We start from the raw sequence: 17,169 nt of genomic DNA, 5'->3' as shown, positions 1-17,169 counted from the left end.
CGCCCCGGCACAAACATTACTCGACGAACAGCGACTCAACAACGTTAATCCAGCCGTGCTCGCTGGCGACCTCTTTGCCATTGAGCCAGCGGCGCAGCATATTCAGCGCCATCATGGCGCAGACTTCCTGACGCACCGCCAGACTGTGGCGAGTGATGCTCATTTTGACCCTCAGAGCCCAGGTCCCCTCCGGCGTCGCCAGCGCGACGTTAAGGTGTTCCTCATCCAGCCCACCCACGAACAGCGCCAGACCGGCAAAATGTTTAACCCGTCGCTCCGAGGCCCAGCGGGCGGTTTGCGCCAGGGTCTCCTGCTGGAACGGCACCACTTCGCTGGCCAGCAGCGGCGCGCTGGCGCGCGACAATTGCAGCGCCAGCAGGCCACCGGTGAACTGCTCGCTTAAGGTCACGCTCAGCTGACGATCCTGCAGGTGCTTCGCAATCTGCGCAGGCAACCCCTCCGTCCCTTCAAAGATCAGGCTTTCGCCCGCCACGCGCTGCACTTCGGGCCACAGGGCCAGCATCGCCGCTTTCTGCGTCGCCGGTCCTGTCAGCTTGAGCTCAATGATCGGCATAGAGGAGCGATAGCCCATGGACACGCCCGGCGGCAATTGCAGGTGGTCAAGACTCTGGGCCAGATCGCTTTCAGAACGGCCAAACGTGGTCAGTCGCAGGCACAGCGGAGGTTCAGGCAGGGTAAAACGGTCGCGAAGGCGCGGCAGGATCTTCTGCTCAACCATCACTTTAAATTCGGAAGGTACGCCGGGCGTGAAGAACATCAGGCAACGGTTCAGCTGCAGGGCAAACCCGCACGCGGTGCCGACCGGGTTATCAACCAGCTCAGCACTGGCGGGGATTTCAGCTTGCTTGCGGTTGCTGGGGGCCATAACGCGGCCACGTTCGGAGAAAAAGCGTTCCATCTGTGAAAGCCATGCCTCATGCAGCACCAGCCCTTCACCTTTTGCGGTTGCGGCGGCCAGCGCGCTGAGATCGTCACTGGTAGGACCGAGTCCGCCATTCACGATCAGCACATCGCAGTGTTCGCTCCGCTCACGCAGAATGCTGACCAGCGACTCAAGATTGTCGCCTACCGTATTGCGACGCGTTAACGGTAATCCTTGCTCAAAGAAAAGATCGGCAAGCCAGGCAGCATTGGTATCAATAATTTGTCCATGCAGCACTTCGTCGCCGGTGGATAACATCTCCACGTTAATCATTGTGTTCTCCCGCTTATTTGGTGAAAACACTATAGCGCAAACGCGGGAGGGAGAAGAGAGAAACTGGCGCGACGGAACGCCGCGCCGACAGGATTAGAAGCCTGCGCTTACGCCCACATAGGGACCGTCGGCCAGCGCGTTGTCGCGGTTGCCGTCTTTGCCCGCCATGTTCAGGTAGCGATAGCCCGCCTCGATGGTAATCGGACGCATGATGGTCCAGCGCGCGCCGGCGTTGGCTTCTTCATAGCTGTCGATACCGCTGGAGAGCGAGTCCGGAGAGTAGTAATACTCGCCAAACAGACCGAAGCTGTCGCCAATTTTCCACTGCAGGCCGCCACCCACCGCTGCAGCATACCCTTCGTCACCGTCGTTCGGGTTGGTATAGATACCTTTACCGCCGACGGTCGCCAGGAATGGACCAAGAGGAATGTTCAGACCCAGACCGAGGCTTGCCGCATCGCCGTCGTCATCGTTATGCGTCCAGCCACCGGTCATCGCCAGACCGGAAGTCTCTGTTCCCAGGCCAAAGCCCAGGTGGGTATAGTCCTGACCCGCCGAGCCGTTGAAGCTGATGGCGTTAGCCGCCGCAGATACAACCATCAGGCCGAAGCCCAGTAATGCCACTTTTTTCATTGTCATGATCCCGCGCAATTTTATAGAGAAGTCCCAAAACCGCGAGATTTTAACCTGAGTCTCCCGGGGATCAAGCACTCTGCGTGCGGCGGGGGGGAAGATTGTAACGATTTGAAACTTGCGGCTTTTTTATGCAAGCAACAGAAAGCGCATTTTGACACACAGGCCACCCAGGGATTCACTGCGGTTGAGTTGCAAATGGCTGCGGTGCAGCCGGGCAATGTCACCCGCCAGTGCCAGCCCGATCCCGGAACCGGCAGCGTCCCCAACGTTGTCCAGGCGGTGGAAAGGGAGCATTGCCTGGTGAATTTGATCCTCTTCAATACCGGGGCCGCTGTCTTCAACGCGCAGCTCAACGGCACCGGCCTCTGCGCGCAGGAAAACGGTCACGGTCCCGCCTGCTGGGGTATATTTAATCGCGTTCTCCAGCAGGTTAGCGCACAGTTCGCCCAGCAGGACGTCATCGCCTTCGATCATGACCGGCTGCTCCACACCGTCATAACCCAGATCGATCCCTTTGCTCCGCGCCTGCGCCAGTCGGGAGAAGCAGCAGTTCTGCACCACCTGAACCAGATCCACAGGCGAGAACTGACGATCGCCCTGCTCTCTCCCCTTCACCGCCGAAAGCTGCAACAGCCGCTCGGTGAGTACGATAGTCTCATCCAGCGTGGCGTTCATTGCCCGCAGACTCTCCTGCCACAAAGCGGGATCCTGGCGAGTAAGCGCGACAGACACCTGTGTTTTAAGTACCGCCAGCGGCGTTTTGAGCTGGTGCGATGCATCCGCGTTGAAACGTTCCTGACGCGAAAGCACGCCGCGCAGACGGTCGATATAGCGGTTAAAAGCCACAATCAGCAGCCGGGTCTCGGACCAGGGCAACAGCTCCGGCAGCGGTGCCAGCAGGCCCGGCTCGCGCCGCACCATCAGCGAGGAGAGCTGGCGCATCGGACGCAACACGCGGCGCAGCATCCAGGCGGTTAGCACCAGCGTCAGCAGCACCAGCAGCCCCTGCGAAACCCAGGATGAAAAGAGCAACTGGCTGGCGAGATAGCGGCGTGACTGGAGCGTCTCCGCAACGTATATTTCCGCCATGCCAAAAATAGAATCTTGATTCACGGGCTGCAGCAGACGCGCCACCCGAATCGCCTGCCCGCGATATTCGGTATGGTAAAACCACGCCAGCGCGGGGTAGAGCGTGGTACGCGATGTTGCAGGCGGCATCTTCGGCAGATCGTCATAGCCGGAGATCACCCGCCCGTCGGGGTCGACCACCTTGTAATAGAGCCGGTCGTTCATGTTGAGCTCAAAGCTATCAAGCACCACCCAGGGCACGTCCACCGCCAGCTTGCCGTCGCGTACCTCCAGCCGTTCCGAAATGGTGCGGGCAGAGGATAACAGCGTGCGGTCGTAAGCCTGCGTGGCCGCCTGCAACGCGCTGACGTAGCTGTTAAAGGCTGACAATCCCCACAGCAACAGTAGCGGCAGGCCAAGGAAAAGCAGCAGTTGCAGATAGAGCGACTGCGGCTTAAACCCTCTCATCGCCGCACTCCAGCACGTATCCCAGCCCCCGTAACGTGGTGATCCGCACGCCGCTGCCGGTGAGCTTCTTTCGCAGGCGGTGAATATAAAGATCGATACTTTCAGGGCTGACGTCGTCGTTCAGGCTGAACACCTGGTCAAAAAGCTGCTGCCGCGAAACCGGACGGGTGCGGCGGTGCATCAGCACTTTCAGCAGAGAGAGCTCGCGCGGCGTCAGGGAAAGCGGTTCATCGCGGAGCAGGAAAAAGCCCTCGTCGTCATACTCCAGTTCCCCAAGACGCTGGCGTTCCTGCGTGCGCCCCTCGCTTCTGCGCAACAGGGCACGCAGCCGGGCGTCAAGCTCCTCCAGCTCAAACGGTTTTGGCAGATAATCATCAGCCCCGGCGTTCAGGCCCTTTACCCGGTCCGCCACGTTGCTGCGCGCAGTCAGGAACAGGACGGGCAGCGTCTGCCCCCGTTTTCTGAGGCGATGGACCACTTCCAGGCCATCAAAACCGGGCATGCCGATGTCCAGAATAGCAACCGCGTAATGTTCTCCCTGCAGCAGATGGTCGGCGGCACGCCCGTCAGACACGCAATCCACGGCGAAGCCCTCCTGCACCAGCGCTTTCTCCAGCCAGTGAGCCAGCTCACGATTATCTTCTGCGAGTAAGAGACGCATGTCACATCCTGTAAAGTTGGTTCCCCATTGAAAGGGAAATGAAAGGTTATTGTTTTAACAATCACGCAACGGAACCGCTACAAGGCGGTTCACATAATCAGAAAAAAGACCCATACCCGTCCCCCGGCGTGAGGATAAACGATGAAAAAACACTTACTTTCTACCCTTGCTGCAAGCGCATTCCTGTTGAGTACCTCTGTCGTTCAGGCGCAAGACGCCCCGTCCCGTACCGAATGTATCGCCCCGGCCAAACCGGGTGGCGGTTTCGATCTCACCTGCAAATTGATTCAGGTCAGCATGCTGGAGACGAAGGCCATCGAGAAACCGATGCGCGTGACCTACATGCCCGGCGGCGTGGGCGCGGTGGCCTATAACGCCATCGTCGCACAACGACCTGCGGAAGCGGGGACGGTGGTGGCCTTCTCCGGTGGTTCACTGCTGAACCTGTCTCAGGGCAAGTTTGGCCGTTATGGCGTGGATGACGTGCGCTGGCTGGCGACCGTCGGTACCGACTACGGGATGATTGCCGTGCGTGCCGACTCACCGTGGAAGTCCCTGAAAGACCTGCTCACCGCCATGGAAAAAGATCCGAACAGCGTGGTGATTGGCGCAGGCGCGTCGATCGGTAGCCAGGACTGGATGAAAGCCGCCCTTCTCGCGCAACAGGCGAAGGTTGACCCACACAAAATGCGCTACGTGGCCTTTGAAGGCGGCGGCGAGCCGGTTACGGCACTGATGGGCAACCACGTTCAGGCCGTTTCCGGCGATCTCAGCGAGATGGTGCCCTACCTGAACGGGGACAAAATCCGCGTGCTGGCGGTCTTCTCGGAAAACCGTCTGCCGGGACAGCTGGCTAACGTGCCGACCGCCAAAGAGCAGGGTTACAACCTGGTCTGGCCGATCATCCGCGGGTTCTTCGTCGGGCCAAAAGTGACCGATGCCGAGTACCAGTGGTGGGTCGACGCGTTCAACACACTCCAGCAGACCGAAGAGTTTAAGAAACAGCGCGATTTGCGCGGGCTGTTTGAATTTAACCTGACCGGTAAGCCACTGGATGAGTACGTCAAAAAACAGGTGAATGACTACCGCGAGCAGGCGAAAGCCTTTGGCCTGGCGAAATAACCGGAGGCGCTATGAGCGATCGTATTTTTGCCGGGATATGGCTGCTGCTCTGCGTTGGCGGGATGTTTGTCGCCTGGCAGATCCACAGCGAATACAGCTATGAACCCGTAGGGCCACGCCCCTTCCCGATGGGCATTGTCGGCCTGATGCTGCTCTGCTCGGTGGCGCTGCTGTTGCGCCACCCGGACACCGTCGAGTGGCCACCGCGTCGCATTCTGCAGCGTCTGCTGGTGATGGTCATTGTCCTGCTGATGTACGCCTGGGGCTTTGAATGGCTCGGCTTCCCGGTGGCGACCGCCATCCTGACGATGGTGATCGGCATGCTGTTTAACGCCACCCTGCCTGCGGCAGGGATCTCAGGCGTGGTGATGGGGATTTTACTGTGGTACGCCTTTGACCGCCTGCTGGACGTGACGTTACCGCTCGGCGCCTGGCTTAATTAACGGAGCACGCTATGGATACCTGGATTTACCTCTCACAGGGGTTCGCCGTGGCGATGACCCCGGAAAACCTGGTGATCGCCCTGATCGGCTGTTTCGTGGGCACGATTGTCGGCCTGCTGCCGGGTCTTGGGCCGATCAACGGGGTAGCAATTTTACTTCCGCTGGCCTTTGCCCTGCATCTGCCTGCGGAATCGGCGCTGATCCTGCTGGCAACGGTCTATATCGGCTGTGAATATGGCGGGCGCATCTCGTCGATCCTGCTTAACGTGCCGGGAGATGCGGCGGCGATCATGACCGCGCTGGATGGCTATCCGATGGCGCGACAGGGTCGTGGGGGCGTGGCGCTCTCCATTTCAGCGGTCAGTTCGTTCTTTGGCTCGCTGGTTGCCATTGGCGGCATCATTCTGTTTGCACCTGCGCTGGCCCAGTGGTCTCTGGCGTTTGGTCCGGCAGAATATTTTGCCCTGATGGTGTTTGCCATTGCCTGTCTCGGCAGCATGATGGCGCAAAATCCGCTCAAGTCGTTTTTGTCCGCGCTGATTGGCTTAGGGTTAGCCACCGTCGGCGTGGATGCCAACACCGGGGTCTATCGCTTTACCTTCGACAGCGTTCACCTGTCCGACGGCGTGCAGTTTATCGTGGTCGTGATTGGTCTGTTCTCTGTCTCTGAAATCTTACTGATGCTGGAACATACCAGCAGCGGGCAGACGCTGGTGCGCAAAACCGGCCGGATGCTCTTTAGCGCTAAAGAGGGCGCGCAGTGCATCGGCACCACGCTGCGTTCATCGGTAATTGGCTTCTTTGTCGGCATCCTGCCGGGCGCCGGGGCCACCATCGCCAGCGCCATTACCTACATGACCGAGAAAAAGCTCAGCGGCAACAGCGACAGCTTTGGTAAAGGCGATATTCGCGGCGTGGCGGCGCCTGAGGCGGCCAATAACGCCTCGGCCTGTGGCTCGTTTATCCCGATGCTGACCCTTGGCGTACCGGGCTCCGGCACCACGGCGGTGATGATGGGCGCCCTGACGCTCTATAACATCACGCCGGGACCGGCAATGTTTACCGAGCAGCCGGATATTGTCTGGGGGCTGATTGCCGCCCTGCTGATCGCTAACGTGATGCTGCTGGTTATGAATATCCCGCTGATTGGGCTGTTCACCCGCATGTTGACTATTCCCCTGTGGTTCCTGGTCCCGGCGATTGCCGCCGTCTCTGCTGTAGGGGTGTACGCGGTGCACAGCACCACGTTTGACCTGGTGCTGATGGTGGTCCTGGGCGTGCTGGGATACATACTCCGTAAGATGCACTTCCCGATGTCACCGCTGATTCTGGGGTTCGTGCTTGGCGAGATGCTGGAGCAGAACCTGCGCCGCGCGCTGTCCATCAGTAACGGCAATATGTCGATCCTGTGGGACAGCAGCGTCGCGAAGGTCCTGTTAGCGCTGGCAATCATGGTGATTGTGGTGCCGCCGGTATTACGCCTGCTGCGCCGTCGCCAGCGCAAACCGGAGCCGGATATCGGATAATTACGCCGACAGCTGGGCATTCACCCACTGTTTTAACGCCTGGCGGGAGATCTTAATCCCGCCATTTTTTAGCTCCGCCGGCAGTACCAGCCAGTGGACCGGCTGCTCAAAGCGCGCCAGTCTGCCCTGGATCCAGTCAGGAAATTGCGCGATATCCGTTCCCGGCTCGCACTCCACCACCGCCACCGGACGTTGTCCAAACTCGGCATCGTCCAGCGGGACGATAAACACCTGGTTAATCTGCGGGTGTGCGGCGATAACACGTTCCAGCGATTCCGGCTGGATCCCCTCTCCTCCGCTGAAAAAGAGATTGTCTATGCGGCCTAAAATCGTCAGTCGCCCGTTATGCCATTCCCCACGGTCGCGGGTGGCGAACCATCCCTGCGCATTGGTCAACGGCATCAGCGCACCGTCCCGCCAGTAGCCGGAAGCCATACTTTCCGCCCTAATCCAGACTTCACCTTCAACGACCTGCACCTCTCTGCCCGGCAGCGCATACCCTACGTCCGGCTCGCCGTCTGCCTCTTTCGCACAGACGGTAGAGGCAAACTCGGTGAGGCCGTAACCGCAGAAGGAGTGAATACCCTGTTCGCGCGCCTGCTGTGTTAAATCAACGGGGATTGCAGCCCCGCCCAACAGCACCGCTTTCAGTGCAACAGGCTTGTGACGATTAAGCAGACGCCAGAGCTGGGTCGGCACCAGCGAGGCGTGGGTGCAGCCGCGTAACGCCTGTTCCAGAGGTTGTTTCTCGCGCACCGTTAAGCGTGCCCCGGCCACCAGCCAGCGCCATAAAATTCCCTGACCGGAAACGTGAAATAGCGGCAGCGAAAGGAGCCAGTCGTCGTTGTCCCCATAGGGCATCAGCGACAACACGCCGCGTGCGCTGGCAAGATGGGCGGCACAGGTATGCACCGCCGCCTTCGGTAGCCCGGTCGAGCCGGAGGTGAGCGTCATCGAGGCCAGCCGCGCCGGTTGCCATGCAACGCGGTATGCATCGGCTGGCTCACGCATGCTCAGGGCAGAAAGAGCGTCGTAGCTGCCGTCCAGCACCAGCGCAAAGCGCAGGGTCATCTGGGGGAGCAGCACGTCCAGCAGCGGACGCGGCAGCTGTGGATTCACTGGAAGAATACGCGCGCCGCACTGGAGCAGCGCCAGCCATGCCATCAGCGTTTGCGGGTGGTTATAGGCCAGCAGCAGAACACCGTCACCCTCCTCCACCCCCTGCTGATGAAAGCCCGCTGCAAGGCGATCGATACGCGTGCACAGCTGTTGCCAGCTCAGCGCGTCGTCGTTCAGCCTGAGAGCAGGTTTGTCGGCAAACTGCGCACACCAGTGCCGCCATGGCCAGTCGATAAAACTCATAGCAGCGGCTCCAGCGCCTCAACGCTGAGGCACGGCAGCGCGCTGTCCGGCCACTGGCGGAGAAGCTGAGCCTGCATCAGGTTCAGCGTATCGAGGCCGGGGACAGCGTCAGGCGTTAACCAGGCGGCAATACGTGCCAGCTGGGTCAGCCCAAGGCTGGACTCAATCGACGAACTGATCACCGCCGTCAGACCCAGCGCATGCGCCGCGGCAACCTGCTCGCGGACCTTCGCCAGGCTGCCGGTTAACGTCGGTTTAATCACCACTGCGCTGACGCCCGGCTCGGCAATAAATTCAAAATCGTCTTCGCGCAGGCTTTCATCCCAGGCGATAGCAATCCCCGTTTCACGAGCAAACGCGCGCGAATCGTCGCGGGTTTTGCACGGCTCTTCCAGGAAGGCGATGCGGCTGCGGTACGCCGGGTTGACGTATTTCGCAAACTGCTGCGCCTTAAGCGGCGTCCAGGCGCGGTTTGCGTCAAGACGCAGGTGCAAATCGGGAATCGCTTCCAGCAGCAGGTTGGCGACCATTCCGTCGCGCACCGCTTCGTAGAGACCGACCTTAATTTTCGCCACTTTCTCGCCCGGCATGGTGGAGAGCAACGCAAAGAGCTCGTCCGGGTCGCCCGTGCACAGCGGTGCCGCGCGGTAATTGCCCTCTTCCGGCAGGCTGCCCTCCAGTTCTGCCAGCGCACAGCTGATACCAAAGGCCGCAGAAGGCACGTCCGGCAACGCCGGGTTCGCGCCCTCACGCCACGCACCTGCCCACGCCAGCAGCGCAGCCTGTGCATCATCGAGCGATTCCAGGCTAAAGCCCGGCAGCGGCGAAATCTCGCCCCAGCCTTCTCGCTCACCCTGCTGAAGATACACAAAGAAGCCATCACGGGTTTTTAACCGCCGTTCACGCAGCACCACGCCCGCGTCCATCGGTATCTGCCAGCGGTAAACCTGCGCGCGACGCATTACGGGTTCCGTTTGTATTTGCTGAAATCAGGCTGGCGTTTTTCGTTAAACGCGTTGCGTCCTTCCTGACCCTCTTCGGTCATGTAGAACAGCATGGTGGCGTTGCCCGCCAGCTCCTGCAGGCCCGCCTGACCGTCACAGTCAGCGTTGAGTGCCGCTTTCAGGCAGCGCAGCGCCATTGGGCTGTTTTGCAGCATTTCACGGCACCAGCGGACGGTCTCTTTTTCGAGATCGGCAATCGGTACCACGGTATTCACCAGGCCCATATCCAGCGCTTCCTGGGCGTTGTACTGACGGCACAGGAACCAGATTTCACGCGCTTTTTTCTGCCCGACGATGCGCGCCATGTAGGAAGCGCCCCAGCCGCCGTCGAAAGAGCCCACTTTTGGACCGGTCTGGCCGAAGATGGCATTCTCGGCGGCAATGGTCAGGTCACACATCATGTGCAGCACATGACCGCCGCCGATGGAGTAACCCGCCACCATCGCCACCACCGGTTTCGGGCAGGTGCGGATCTGGCGCTGGAAATCAAGCACGTTCAGGTGATGCGTACCCGCATCGTCCTGGTATCCGCCGTAGTCACCGCGCACTTTCTGATCGCCACCGGAGCAGAAGGCTTTCTCACCTTCGCCGGTCAGGACAATCACGCCGATGTTATCGTCATAGCGAGCATCCGCCAGGGCCTGGATCATCTCCTTGACGGTCAGCGGACGGAAGGCGTTACGCACCTGCGGACGGTTGATGGTGATTTTAGCGATGCCGTCAGCGGATTTGTGGTAACGAATGTCGGTGTAGCCTTCGGAGCAGTCTTGCCATTCGACCGGCGCGTAAAGCATGTTTTCATCAGGATAGATCATAGAGTGTCCTTTGTTCGAAGACGCAGTATCTGAGCCAGACTCGCGGCGACCGCAGCGGGGTTTTCCCGGTGGGCGTTGTGTCCGGCGTTTGGAATTGCATGGCTAACAGCGTGCAGTTCGGCGGCAAGGGCCGCGAACTTTTTATCACGTTCGCCATAGAGGTAATCAAAAGAGAAATGGCGGGTGCTGAGCGCGGGACGTAAATCCGGCTGCCCGGCCAGCGAGGTCGCTTCAAGCATTTTCGCCAGCGTTATGCCGTTGTTTTGGCTGCGCAGGGTAATAAGCGCCTTCCGCTCAGCGTCCGGGAGAGAGGCAAACACCGGCTGCTGGTACCAGTCAGCAAAGACCTTATCCAGCGGTTCGGTGCGAAAACGTGTCGCCCAGCGGTGGTCGGATACCCGCCGCGCATGGCGATCGTCGGCGTTCTGCAGGCCCGGATGTCCGCCCTCAACCATCACGCCCAACAGCCCCTTCGGCTGCTGGCAGGCGTGAAACATCGCAATGCGGCCGCCGAGGGAGTACCCCACCATCCAGTAGTTAAGTATGTTGTAACTAATCAGAGTTCGGGTAAGTAACGTACTCATCTCCTCGAACCCCGTCACGGTAATATTCCGGGATTCACCGTGCCCCGGCAGGTCAAGATAGAGCCGGGGATACTCGCTCAGCGTCTCCCCGACAACCTGCCACTCGCGGCAGTCTCCGGAAAAACCGTGCAAAAAGACCAGCCAGGGATAGCCTGGTTCTCCGGTCTGCTGCACGCCTGCGAGGATCACAGCTGGCTCACCTGTGCCAGCAGGCTTTGCAGGCTCTGCGCACCGTCGGCATCGTTCACGAACAGCTCAATCAGCGTCGCGCCCGGTTGCTTCCAGGCGCTGCTTAGCGCTGTTTCCAGCTGTTCCCAGCTCTCCGGGCGGTGATATTTCAGGCTGAACATTGCCGCAGCATGTTCAAACTGCACGTTCTGCGGCATCAGATAGAAACGCTCACGCTCGCTCTGGGGCGTTGGCAACAGAGAGAAAATCTGCCCGCCGTTGTTGTTCACGACGATCAGCACAAACGGTGCGGAAGCCTGACGCAGCAGCGCCAGCGCGTTGAGATCGTAAAGCGCGGAGAGATCGCCCACGATCGCCAGCGTCGATTTCGCGCTGGCGCGCTGCACGCCCGCCGCCGTCGAGATCAGCCCATCGATGCCGCTGGCACCGCGGTTGCTGTAAACCGGGTAGCCCGCAGGCAGCTTCGAAAAGGCGTCAATCAGACGCACCACCAGGCTGTTACCGACAAACAGCTGGCCCTGTTCAGGCAGATACTGACGAATACGGTGCGCCAGACCGGCTTCGCTGAATGTCTCACAGTGCGCTTTGGTGATTTCCCACGCCTGACGAGACAATTCGGGGATTGCCACCGCCCAGGGTTGACGTTTTTCCGCCGGATGCAGTTCCAGCCAGCTCTCAATGTTGCTCACCAGACGGCGGCCGCGATGGTGCGCCGGGTCAAGCCGCCCTTCCAGCGGGTCGACCAGCCAGTACTCTTCCGGCGTGCAGGTCGCCTGCCACTGCAGCAGGCGTTTCCCGGTCAGGCTGGCGCCGATCTGAACCACAATCTGCGCCTGTGAAAGCTCAGTGACCGCCTTCGCATTCCCGAGCCAGAGATCGGCGCACGCCAGCGGCTGACCGGTCTGGGAAAGCACGTCGCCAATCAGCGGCCAGCCGAGGGTTTGCGCCCATTCGGCGACCCGCCTGCCTTCGGCGGCGCTCATGCGCCCGGCAATAACCACGCCGCGTTTTTGGCGCCAGAAGAACCAGTCGCGCTGTTTCGCGCTCTCAAGATGCGTTTGCCCGCGCAGCCACGGTTTTTCACTCTGCCACCAGTTACCGAGGGAGCGCTGCCAGTCAAGGCCGGTATCGTCCAGTTCGCCATACAGCGGCTCGGCAAATGGACAGTTAATGTGCAACGCCCCGCTGCGCAATGTCTCCATGGCGTGATCGACCGTGGAGACCAGCCAGCTTGCCGGAATATCCTGGGTAGGACGCGGCAGCGAAACCGTCTGCGAAGGATGCGAAGAAAAGAGTCCCGGCTGGCGAATGGCCTGATTCGCTCCGCAGTCGATAAGCTCAGGAGGACGGTCGGCCGTCAGCAGGATCAGCTTTTCACCGGTTAGCCCGGCTTCAATCAGGGCCGGGTAGAGGTTCGCCACGGCGGTACCGGAGGTGACAATCACCGCCACAGGTTCTTTGCTGACCTTTGCCAGCCCAAGCGCCAGATGCCCAAGGCCACGCTCATCAAAATGGGTGTGATGAATCAATGCCCGATTTTCGGCGGCCGCCAGCGTCAGCGGCGTTGAGCGAGAACCCGGTGCAATACACACGTGCCTGACGCCATGGCGCGTCAGGGCTTCAAGGATCACCGCCGCCCAGCGTCGGTTAAAAGAACTTACTGACATGAGATTGTCCGGTATCAAGAATGCGACACAGTATAAATAATAGAAAAAATTGGAATTTTGATATGAATCGGGATTGCGCGAATCAGTATTAATCCCTAAGGAGCAGAGAGCGCAAGCCAGCGGCTTTGTTTTCGATCTCCTGCCACTCCTGCTCCGGGTCAGATCCGCTGACGATGCCCGCCCCGGCGTAGAGCCGCAGGGCGTCATCCTGGACGCGCGCCGAGCGCAACGCCACACAGAACTCGCTTTGATCGGGCGATAAATACCCGGCCGAACCGGCGTACCATTCGCGGTTGAAAGGCTCAACGTTGTGGATAAACGCACGCGCGGGCTGTCGCGGAAGCCCGGCAACGGCGGCTGTCGGCTGGAGCACATGCAGACACAATTCGTCATCGGCCTGTTTTAGCTCCGTCCAGATACAGCGTCGTAAATGCTGGACTTTACGCAGCCGGACGACCTGAGCAGGCAATACCTCAAGCGTCTGCGTATGGTGCTGAAGACGCTGGCAGATATCTTCCACGACCAGCATATTTTCACGCTGGTTTTTATCATCATTCAGCAACCACTCGCCCAGGCGCTGCGCCTGTTTATCATCCGTATGGCTGGCGACGGTGCCCGCCAGGGCTTCGGTGCGCAGCAGCTTGCCACGTCGCCGCCAGAGGCGCTCGGGCGTGGAGCCGAGGAACGCGTTGCGGGCGTCGAATACCATGCAGAAATGATAGCAGTTGAGATTCAGGGCGCGGCTGGCGGCCATCAGAGCGACAGGATTAACCCGCTGTTTACACTGCAGATCGGTGGCCCGGGCAAGCACGACCTTTTCGAAATCGCCGCGCGCGATAGTCTCCGTCGCCTTGCCGATCAGGGTCAACCATTCCGGTTTTTGCGGCAGATGCGTTTCGCGCTCAACCTGGACAGACAGTGGACGAATGGCTCTGGCTGGACGGAGTTGCTGGAGTAATTCCAGGGCAGTGCGCGCGTCGTCCTGAAGCGAGCGATCACTCCACAGCTGCAGGCGCAAGGTAGCGTTGCCAGCGGTACGTCGCCAGAGCAGGCGCGGCAGAAAAAGACTGCCCTGCTCCGGGCTGAATGCGTTGAGGCCGCAGATGCGAGTCTCTTTTGGCGCATGTTCTGCACGCAAAAACTGTGAGGCCAGCGCCAGAGAGGAAAATTGGGTGACCGCCCCCAGCGCAGCCAGCTCTTCATCACCGTTACGCTGCTGCCAGTAAAATTGCGGATAGCACTGCTGCTCGCCAAGCCAGGCGAGAGGATCGAAGGCGTCGTTTAACGGGAAAGAGACGTCGAAATGACGCAGGCCGGGTGTGGCGGGTAACGCTTGCGAAAGCTGGGTATGCAGTTGCTCCAGCGCAAGGAAAATCGAATTCACGCGAACCTCTCCCCGTTAAAACCGCATATTATACGGGGTACTGAACATAAATAGCAGTACCCACGTATAGGGAGTGGTTAAGCGGCTTAACGACGGGCCAGCAGCAGACCCAGCACCAGCCCTACGGCAGCACCCACCCCAATGCCCTGCCACGGTTTTTCATGGACATAGTCATCGGCACGATAAACCGCTTTTTTGGCACGGTAGTAGTAAGTATCAGACGCATGGCTGACGCGGTTTTTCACTTCATGCAGCGCCTGTTCAGCACGGGCTTTTAACTCAATATATTTCTGATCGGCAGGGTCGCCCGAGGAACGTAACACCTCTTCCAGCGTTTCGCTCAGCAAAGCCAGGTCGTCGTCGATACGGGTATCCCAGGATTGAAATGACATATTTTTCTCCATGTTAGTACACCAGTCCGCTAACTATAGACAACGACGTGCCATTACGCCTGTTTCACTTCCCGTGCCATGCCGATGTGCGGGATGCCATCTTCGTCATAAACGTCGGTAACCGGCGTAAAACCAAAATGGCCGTAGAAGGATTGCAGGTGCGCCTGCGCGCCCAGGTATAACGCCTTGTCCGGCCACTGTTCCCGGCACGCATCCAGCGTTTTTTCCATCAGCTGATAGCCGAGTTTTTCGCCCCGAGCTTTGTTGCTGACAATGACGCGACCTATCACGACGGGCTCAAAATCGTCCTCGCTTTTCAGAATCCTCGCATACGCCACCAGCTCGTTATCCTTCCAGCCGAGGATATGACGGTTTTCCCCTGTGAGATCATCACCGTCGATATCCTGATACGGACAGGTTTGTTCAACCACAAACACTTCGCAGCGCAGTCTGAGCAACGCGTAGAGCGACTGAACGGTGAGCTCACTATGGTGTAAATCTTGCCACTGGATCATCTCTTTCTCCTTCCTGGGGTTCATCACGTTATACTAAACCCCTCCCCGTTCGGCAAAGGGCTGATTGCATTATGGAACTGATTTTTCTGGGGACGTCTGCTGGCGTGCCAACCCGATCACGAAATGTGACCGCGATACTGCTGGATCTTAAACATCCCACCCGTGGCGGACTATGGCTGTTTGACTGTGGTGAAGGGACACAACATCAGCTTTTACATACCGCTTATCACCCCGGCAAGCTGGATAAAATTTTCATCACTCACCTGCATGGCGACCATCTTTTTGGCCTTCCCGGTTTGCTTTGCAGCCGCTCAATGGCCGGTAATGCCAACCCGCTGACGATTTATGGGCCTGTGGGGATCCGGGAATTTGTTGAAACCGCGCTACGCCTCAGCGGCTCCTGGACCGACTATCCGCTTGAGGTCGTTGAGATTACCGAAGGCCTGGTTTTCGACGATGGGGATTATCAGGTCACCGCCCGACCGCTTAATCATCCGGTGGAGTGCTATGGCTACCGCATTGAGGAACACGACAAACCCGGCGCGCTGGATGCCGCCGCGCTCATCGCCGATGGCGTAAAGCCTGGACCGCTGTTCCAGCGCCTGAAGCACGGAAAGCACGTTACGCTGGAGGACGGGCGCATCATCAACGGCCAGGATTATCTCGCCGCACCTCAGCCGGGCAAAAAACTGGCCATTTTTGGTGACACGGCACCGTGCCCTGCCGCCGTTCAGCTTGCTCAGGGCGTGGACGTGATGGTGCATGAAGCCACGCTGGAGACGGCGATGGAAGAGAAAGCCAACAGTCGGGGCCATAGCTCAACGCGTCAGGCGGCGCTGCTTGCCCGTGACGCAGCTGTCGGCAGGCTCATTATCACCCATGTCAGCTCGCGTTACGACGCGCGGGGGTGCGAAAGCCTGCTGGCAGAGTGTCGAGCGCTGTTCCCGGAATGTGAGCTGGCCGAAGATTTCGCTAAGGTCAGCGTTTAGCCCTTCATTTTTCCCTCAGGATGCCGATAACGATTAAAAGGCCAGCATTTCTCTCGAGGGTAGAATGGATAATTTCCAGAAAGATATTGATGACAGGGCGAATCTGACCCTGTCGAACCGTTTTGAACTGTTGCTGTTCCGTCTTGGCACCTCTCTGAACGACAACAAATCCGAGCTGTTTGGTATTAACGTTTTCAAGCTGCGCGAAATTGTACCGATGCCGGAGTTCACGAAACCTGCCGGCATGAAGTCTCCGCTGATGGGGATGGTGAATATTCGCGATCAGGTGATCCCGGTGATCGATCTGGCCGCCGTGGCGGGCTGTAAACCCACCACCGGGCTGAACATCCTGCTGATTACCGAATATGCCCGCAGCGTGCAGGCGTTTGCCGTGGAGTCGGTTGAGAACATCATGCGTCTGGACTGGAAGCAGGTGCACGCGGCGGAAACTGCCGTCAGCGGGCGCTACATCACCAGTATTGCCTGCCTGGACGAGAAGGCCGATACCAACGAACTGGCGATGGTGCTGGACGTTGAGCAGATCCTGTATGACATCACCCCGGCGAACCACGACCTGCACGCCACGAATCTGAAGACCACTAAATTCAACATCAAGCCGGGTTCTGTGGCGATTGTGGCGGAAGATTCCAAAGTGGCGCGCTCGATGCTTGAGAAAGGTTTGCAGGCGATGGAGATCCCGGCGCAGCTGCATATCACCGGTAAAGATGCGTGGGAAAAAATTAGCCTGCTGGCCGCTCAGGCGCAGGCCGAAGGTGTGCCGATCACCGATAAGATTGCCCTGGTGCTGACCGACCTCGAAATGCCGGAGATGGACGGTTTTACGCTGACGCGCAAAATCAAAACCGACCCGGTACTGAAGGATATTCCGGTGGTGATCCACTCTTCCCTTTCCGGCAACGCCAACGAAGACCATATTCGCAAGGTGAAGGCGGACGGGTACGTGGCGAAGTTTGAGCTGAACGAGCTGTCGTCGGTGATTGAAGAGGTGCTGGATCGCTCGATGAAGAAGATTGATGGGCCGTTGATTAGCCGCAAGCAGCTGGCTTAGGTCTGGTGCGGGCTGGTGCCCTCACCCCGGCCCTCTCCCACAGGGAGAGGGAGAAAACC

17 protein-coding genes are annotated in these 17,169 nt (G+C 59.2%); 5 read left to right on the top strand and 12 right to left on the bottom strand.

Translation table 11 applies throughout. The features are described from left to right. Positions 1–16 precede the first annotated feature (16 nt). From L977_RS07080 to tctD, 4 genes are all read right to left on the bottom strand, one after another. A complete protein-coding gene (locus tag L977_RS07080) occupies positions 17–1,216 on the bottom strand; it encodes a nicotinamide mononucleotide deamidase-related protein YfaY (RefSeq protein ID WP_045281816.1) in 1,200 nt (399 codons plus the stop codon). Between the two features lie 93 nt (positions 1,217–1,309). Then, a complete protein-coding gene (locus tag L977_RS07075; RefSeq protein ID WP_047625463.1) occupies positions 1,310–1,849 on the bottom strand; it encodes a YfaZ family outer membrane protein in 540 nt (179 codons plus the stop codon). Between the two features lie 129 nt (positions 1,850–1,978). Continuing rightward, on the bottom strand, positions 1,979–3,388 hold the full coding sequence (locus L977_RS07070; RefSeq protein WP_023330956.1) for a sensor histidine kinase: 1,410 nt from the start codon (positions 3,386–3,388) through the stop codon (positions 1,979–1,981). After that, positions 3,375–4,049: a transcriptional regulator TctD gene (gene tctD / locus L977_RS07065; protein WP_014884620.1), complete on the bottom strand. Its 675-nt coding sequence runs from the start codon at positions 4,047–4,049 to the stop codon at positions 3,375–3,377. Before tctD ends, L977_RS07070 begins: the two co-directional genes overlap by 14 nt. A 141-nt stretch (positions 4,050–4,190) precedes the next feature. Here tctD and L977_RS07060 point away from each other — a divergent pair, with 141 nt between their 5' ends. Genes L977_RS07060 through L977_RS07050 form a run of 3 tightly spaced genes read left to right on the top strand, consistent with a single transcriptional unit; the run spans position 4,191 to position 7,140 of the window. Continuing rightward, the gene (locus tag L977_RS07060; protein WP_032635989.1) at positions 4,191–5,171 is read left to right on the top strand and encodes a Bug family tripartite tricarboxylate transporter substrate binding protein; all 981 of its coding nucleotides are present in this window, start codon (positions 4,191–4,193) and stop codon (positions 5,169–5,171) included. A gap of 11 nt (positions 5,172–5,182) precedes the next feature. Further along, positions 5,183–5,614 carry a tripartite tricarboxylate transporter TctB family protein gene (locus L977_RS07055; protein WP_014884622.1) on the top strand — a complete coding sequence of 144 codons (432 nt, stop codon included), beginning with the start codon at positions 5,183–5,185 and terminating at the stop codon, positions 5,612–5,614. Positions 5,615–5,625: 11 nt separating this feature from the next. Further along, entirely contained in the window at positions 5,626–7,140 is a 1,515-nt protein-coding gene (locus L977_RS07050) for a tripartite tricarboxylate transporter permease (protein ID WP_014884623.1), read from the top strand. Here the strand turns inward: L977_RS07050 and menE are convergent, their stop codons facing one another. The 8 genes from menE to L977_RS07010 all read right to left on the bottom strand — a co-directional run bounded on the left by menE (position 7,141) and on the right by L977_RS07010 (position 15,052). Continuing rightward, the gene (gene menE / locus L977_RS07045) at positions 7,141–8,502 is read right to left on the bottom strand and encodes an o-succinylbenzoate--CoA ligase (RefSeq protein ID WP_032635988.1); all 1,362 of its coding nucleotides are present in this window, start codon (positions 8,500–8,502) and stop codon (positions 7,141–7,143) included. It abuts the gene before it with no gap. Continuing rightward, positions 8,499–9,464: an o-succinylbenzoate synthase gene (menC, locus tag L977_RS07040; protein ID WP_032635987.1), complete on the bottom strand. Its 966-nt coding sequence runs from the start codon at positions 9,462–9,464 to the stop codon at positions 8,499–8,501. Before menC ends, menE begins: the two co-directional genes overlap by 4 nt. After that, the gene (gene menB / locus L977_RS07035; protein WP_013098093.1) at positions 9,464–10,321 is read right to left on the bottom strand and encodes a 1,4-dihydroxy-2-naphthoyl-CoA synthase; all 858 of its coding nucleotides are present in this window, start codon (positions 10,319–10,321) and stop codon (positions 9,464–9,466) included. The genes menC and menB overlap by 1 nt, the downstream gene beginning before the upstream one ends. Then, entirely contained in the window at positions 10,318–11,094 is a 777-nt protein-coding gene (gene menH, locus L977_RS07030) for a 2-succinyl-6-hydroxy-2,4-cyclohexadiene-1-carboxylate synthase (protein ID WP_047026919.1), read from the bottom strand. The genes menB and menH overlap by 4 nt, the downstream gene beginning before the upstream one ends. Then, positions 11,091–12,761: a 2-succinyl-5-enolpyruvyl-6-hydroxy-3-cyclohexene-1-carboxylic-acid synthase gene (gene menD / locus L977_RS07025; RefSeq protein WP_047625461.1), complete on the bottom strand. Its 1,671-nt coding sequence runs from the start codon at positions 12,759–12,761 to the stop codon at positions 11,091–11,093. Before menD ends, menH begins: the two co-directional genes overlap by 4 nt. An 88-nt stretch (positions 12,762–12,849) precedes the next feature. Then, positions 12,850–14,145: an isochorismate synthase MenF gene (gene menF, locus L977_RS07020; protein WP_047625459.1), complete on the bottom strand. Its 1,296-nt coding sequence runs from the start codon at positions 14,143–14,145 to the stop codon at positions 12,850–12,852. An 86-nt stretch (positions 14,146–14,231) separates the two neighbouring features. Beyond that, positions 14,232–14,537 carry a stress response protein ElaB gene (gene elaB / locus L977_RS07015; protein ID WP_008500219.1) on the bottom strand — a complete coding sequence of 102 codons (306 nt, stop codon included), beginning with the start codon at positions 14,535–14,537 and terminating at the stop codon, positions 14,232–14,234. A gap of 53 nt (positions 14,538–14,590) precedes the next feature. After that, positions 14,591–15,052, bottom strand: a complete 462-nt coding sequence (locus tag L977_RS07010) for a GNAT family N-acetyltransferase (protein ID WP_047625457.1) — start codon at positions 15,050–15,052, stop codon at positions 14,591–14,593. Between the two features lie 71 nt (positions 15,053–15,123). Between L977_RS07010 and rbn the strand changes: the two genes are divergently transcribed. Together rbn and L977_RS07000 are read left to right on the top strand one after the other, a co-directional pair. Beyond that, positions 15,124–16,041: a ribonuclease BN gene (gene rbn, locus L977_RS07005; RefSeq protein WP_047625455.1), complete on the top strand. Its 918-nt coding sequence runs from the start codon at positions 15,124–15,126 to the stop codon at positions 16,039–16,041. A 64-nt stretch (positions 16,042–16,105) separates the two neighbouring features. Further along, entirely contained in the window at positions 16,106–17,110 is a 1,005-nt protein-coding gene (locus tag L977_RS07000) for a chemotaxis protein (protein ID WP_014884631.1), read from the top strand. The last annotated feature ends 59 nt before the right edge of the window (positions 17,111–17,169 follow it).

This window comes from Enterobacter sp. ZOR0014 (genome assembly GCF_000798855.1).
Lineage (GTDB): Bacteria > Pseudomonadota > Gammaproteobacteria > Enterobacterales > Enterobacteriaceae > Enterobacter > Enterobacter kobei.
The sequence above is the reverse complement of the archived record's forward strand: the minus strand, read 5'-3'. Positions and strand labels throughout refer to the sequence as shown.

Bases quoted from the DNA above. Each gene is read 5' to 3' on its own strand.
- elaB (WP_008500219.1), bottom strand. From the start codon at position 14,537: ATGTCATTTCAATCCTGGGATACCCGTATCGACGACGACCTGGCTTTG.
- L977_RS07075 (WP_047625463.1), bottom strand. From the start codon at position 1,849: ATGAAAAAAGTGGCATTACTGGGCTTCGGCCTGATGGTTGTATCTGCG.
- L977_RS07050 (WP_014884623.1), top strand. From the start codon at position 5,626: ATGGATACCTGGATTTACCTCTCACAGGGGTTCGCCGTGGCGATGACC.
- menE (WP_032635988.1), bottom strand. From the start codon at position 8,502: ATGAGTTTTATCGACTGGCCATGGCGGCACTGGTGTGCGCAGTTTGCC.
- tctD (WP_014884620.1), bottom strand. From the start codon at position 4,049: ATGCGTCTCTTACTCGCAGAAGATAATCGTGAGCTGGCTCACTGGCTG.
- menD (WP_047625461.1), bottom strand. From the start codon at position 12,761: ATGTCAGTAAGTTCTTTTAACCGACGCTGGGCGGCGGTGATCCTTGAA.
- L977_RS07000 (WP_014884631.1), top strand. From the start codon at position 16,106: ATGGATAATTTCCAGAAAGATATTGATGACAGGGCGAATCTGACCCTG.
- L977_RS07080 (WP_045281816.1), bottom strand. From the start codon at position 1,216: ATGATTAACGTGGAGATGTTATCCACCGGCGACGAAGTGCTGCATGGA.
- menC (WP_032635987.1), bottom strand. From the start codon at position 9,464: ATGCGTCGCGCGCAGGTTTACCGCTGGCAGATACCGATGGACGCGGGC.
- menB (WP_013098093.1), bottom strand. From the start codon at position 10,321: ATGATCTATCCTGATGAAAACATGCTTTACGCGCCGGTCGAATGGCAA.
- L977_RS07060 (WP_032635989.1), top strand. From the start codon at position 4,191: ATGAAAAAACACTTACTTTCTACCCTTGCTGCAAGCGCATTCCTGTTG.
- L977_RS07055 (WP_014884622.1), top strand. From the start codon at position 5,183: ATGAGCGATCGTATTTTTGCCGGGATATGGCTGCTGCTCTGCGTTGGC.
- L977_RS07070 (WP_023330956.1), bottom strand. From the start codon at position 3,388: ATGAGAGGGTTTAAGCCGCAGTCGCTCTATCTGCAACTGCTGCTTTTC.
- L977_RS07010 (WP_047625457.1), bottom strand. From the start codon at position 15,052: ATGATCCAGTGGCAAGATTTACACCATAGTGAGCTCACCGTTCAGTCG.
- rbn (WP_047625455.1), top strand. From the start codon at position 15,124: ATGGAACTGATTTTTCTGGGGACGTCTGCTGGCGTGCCAACCCGATCA.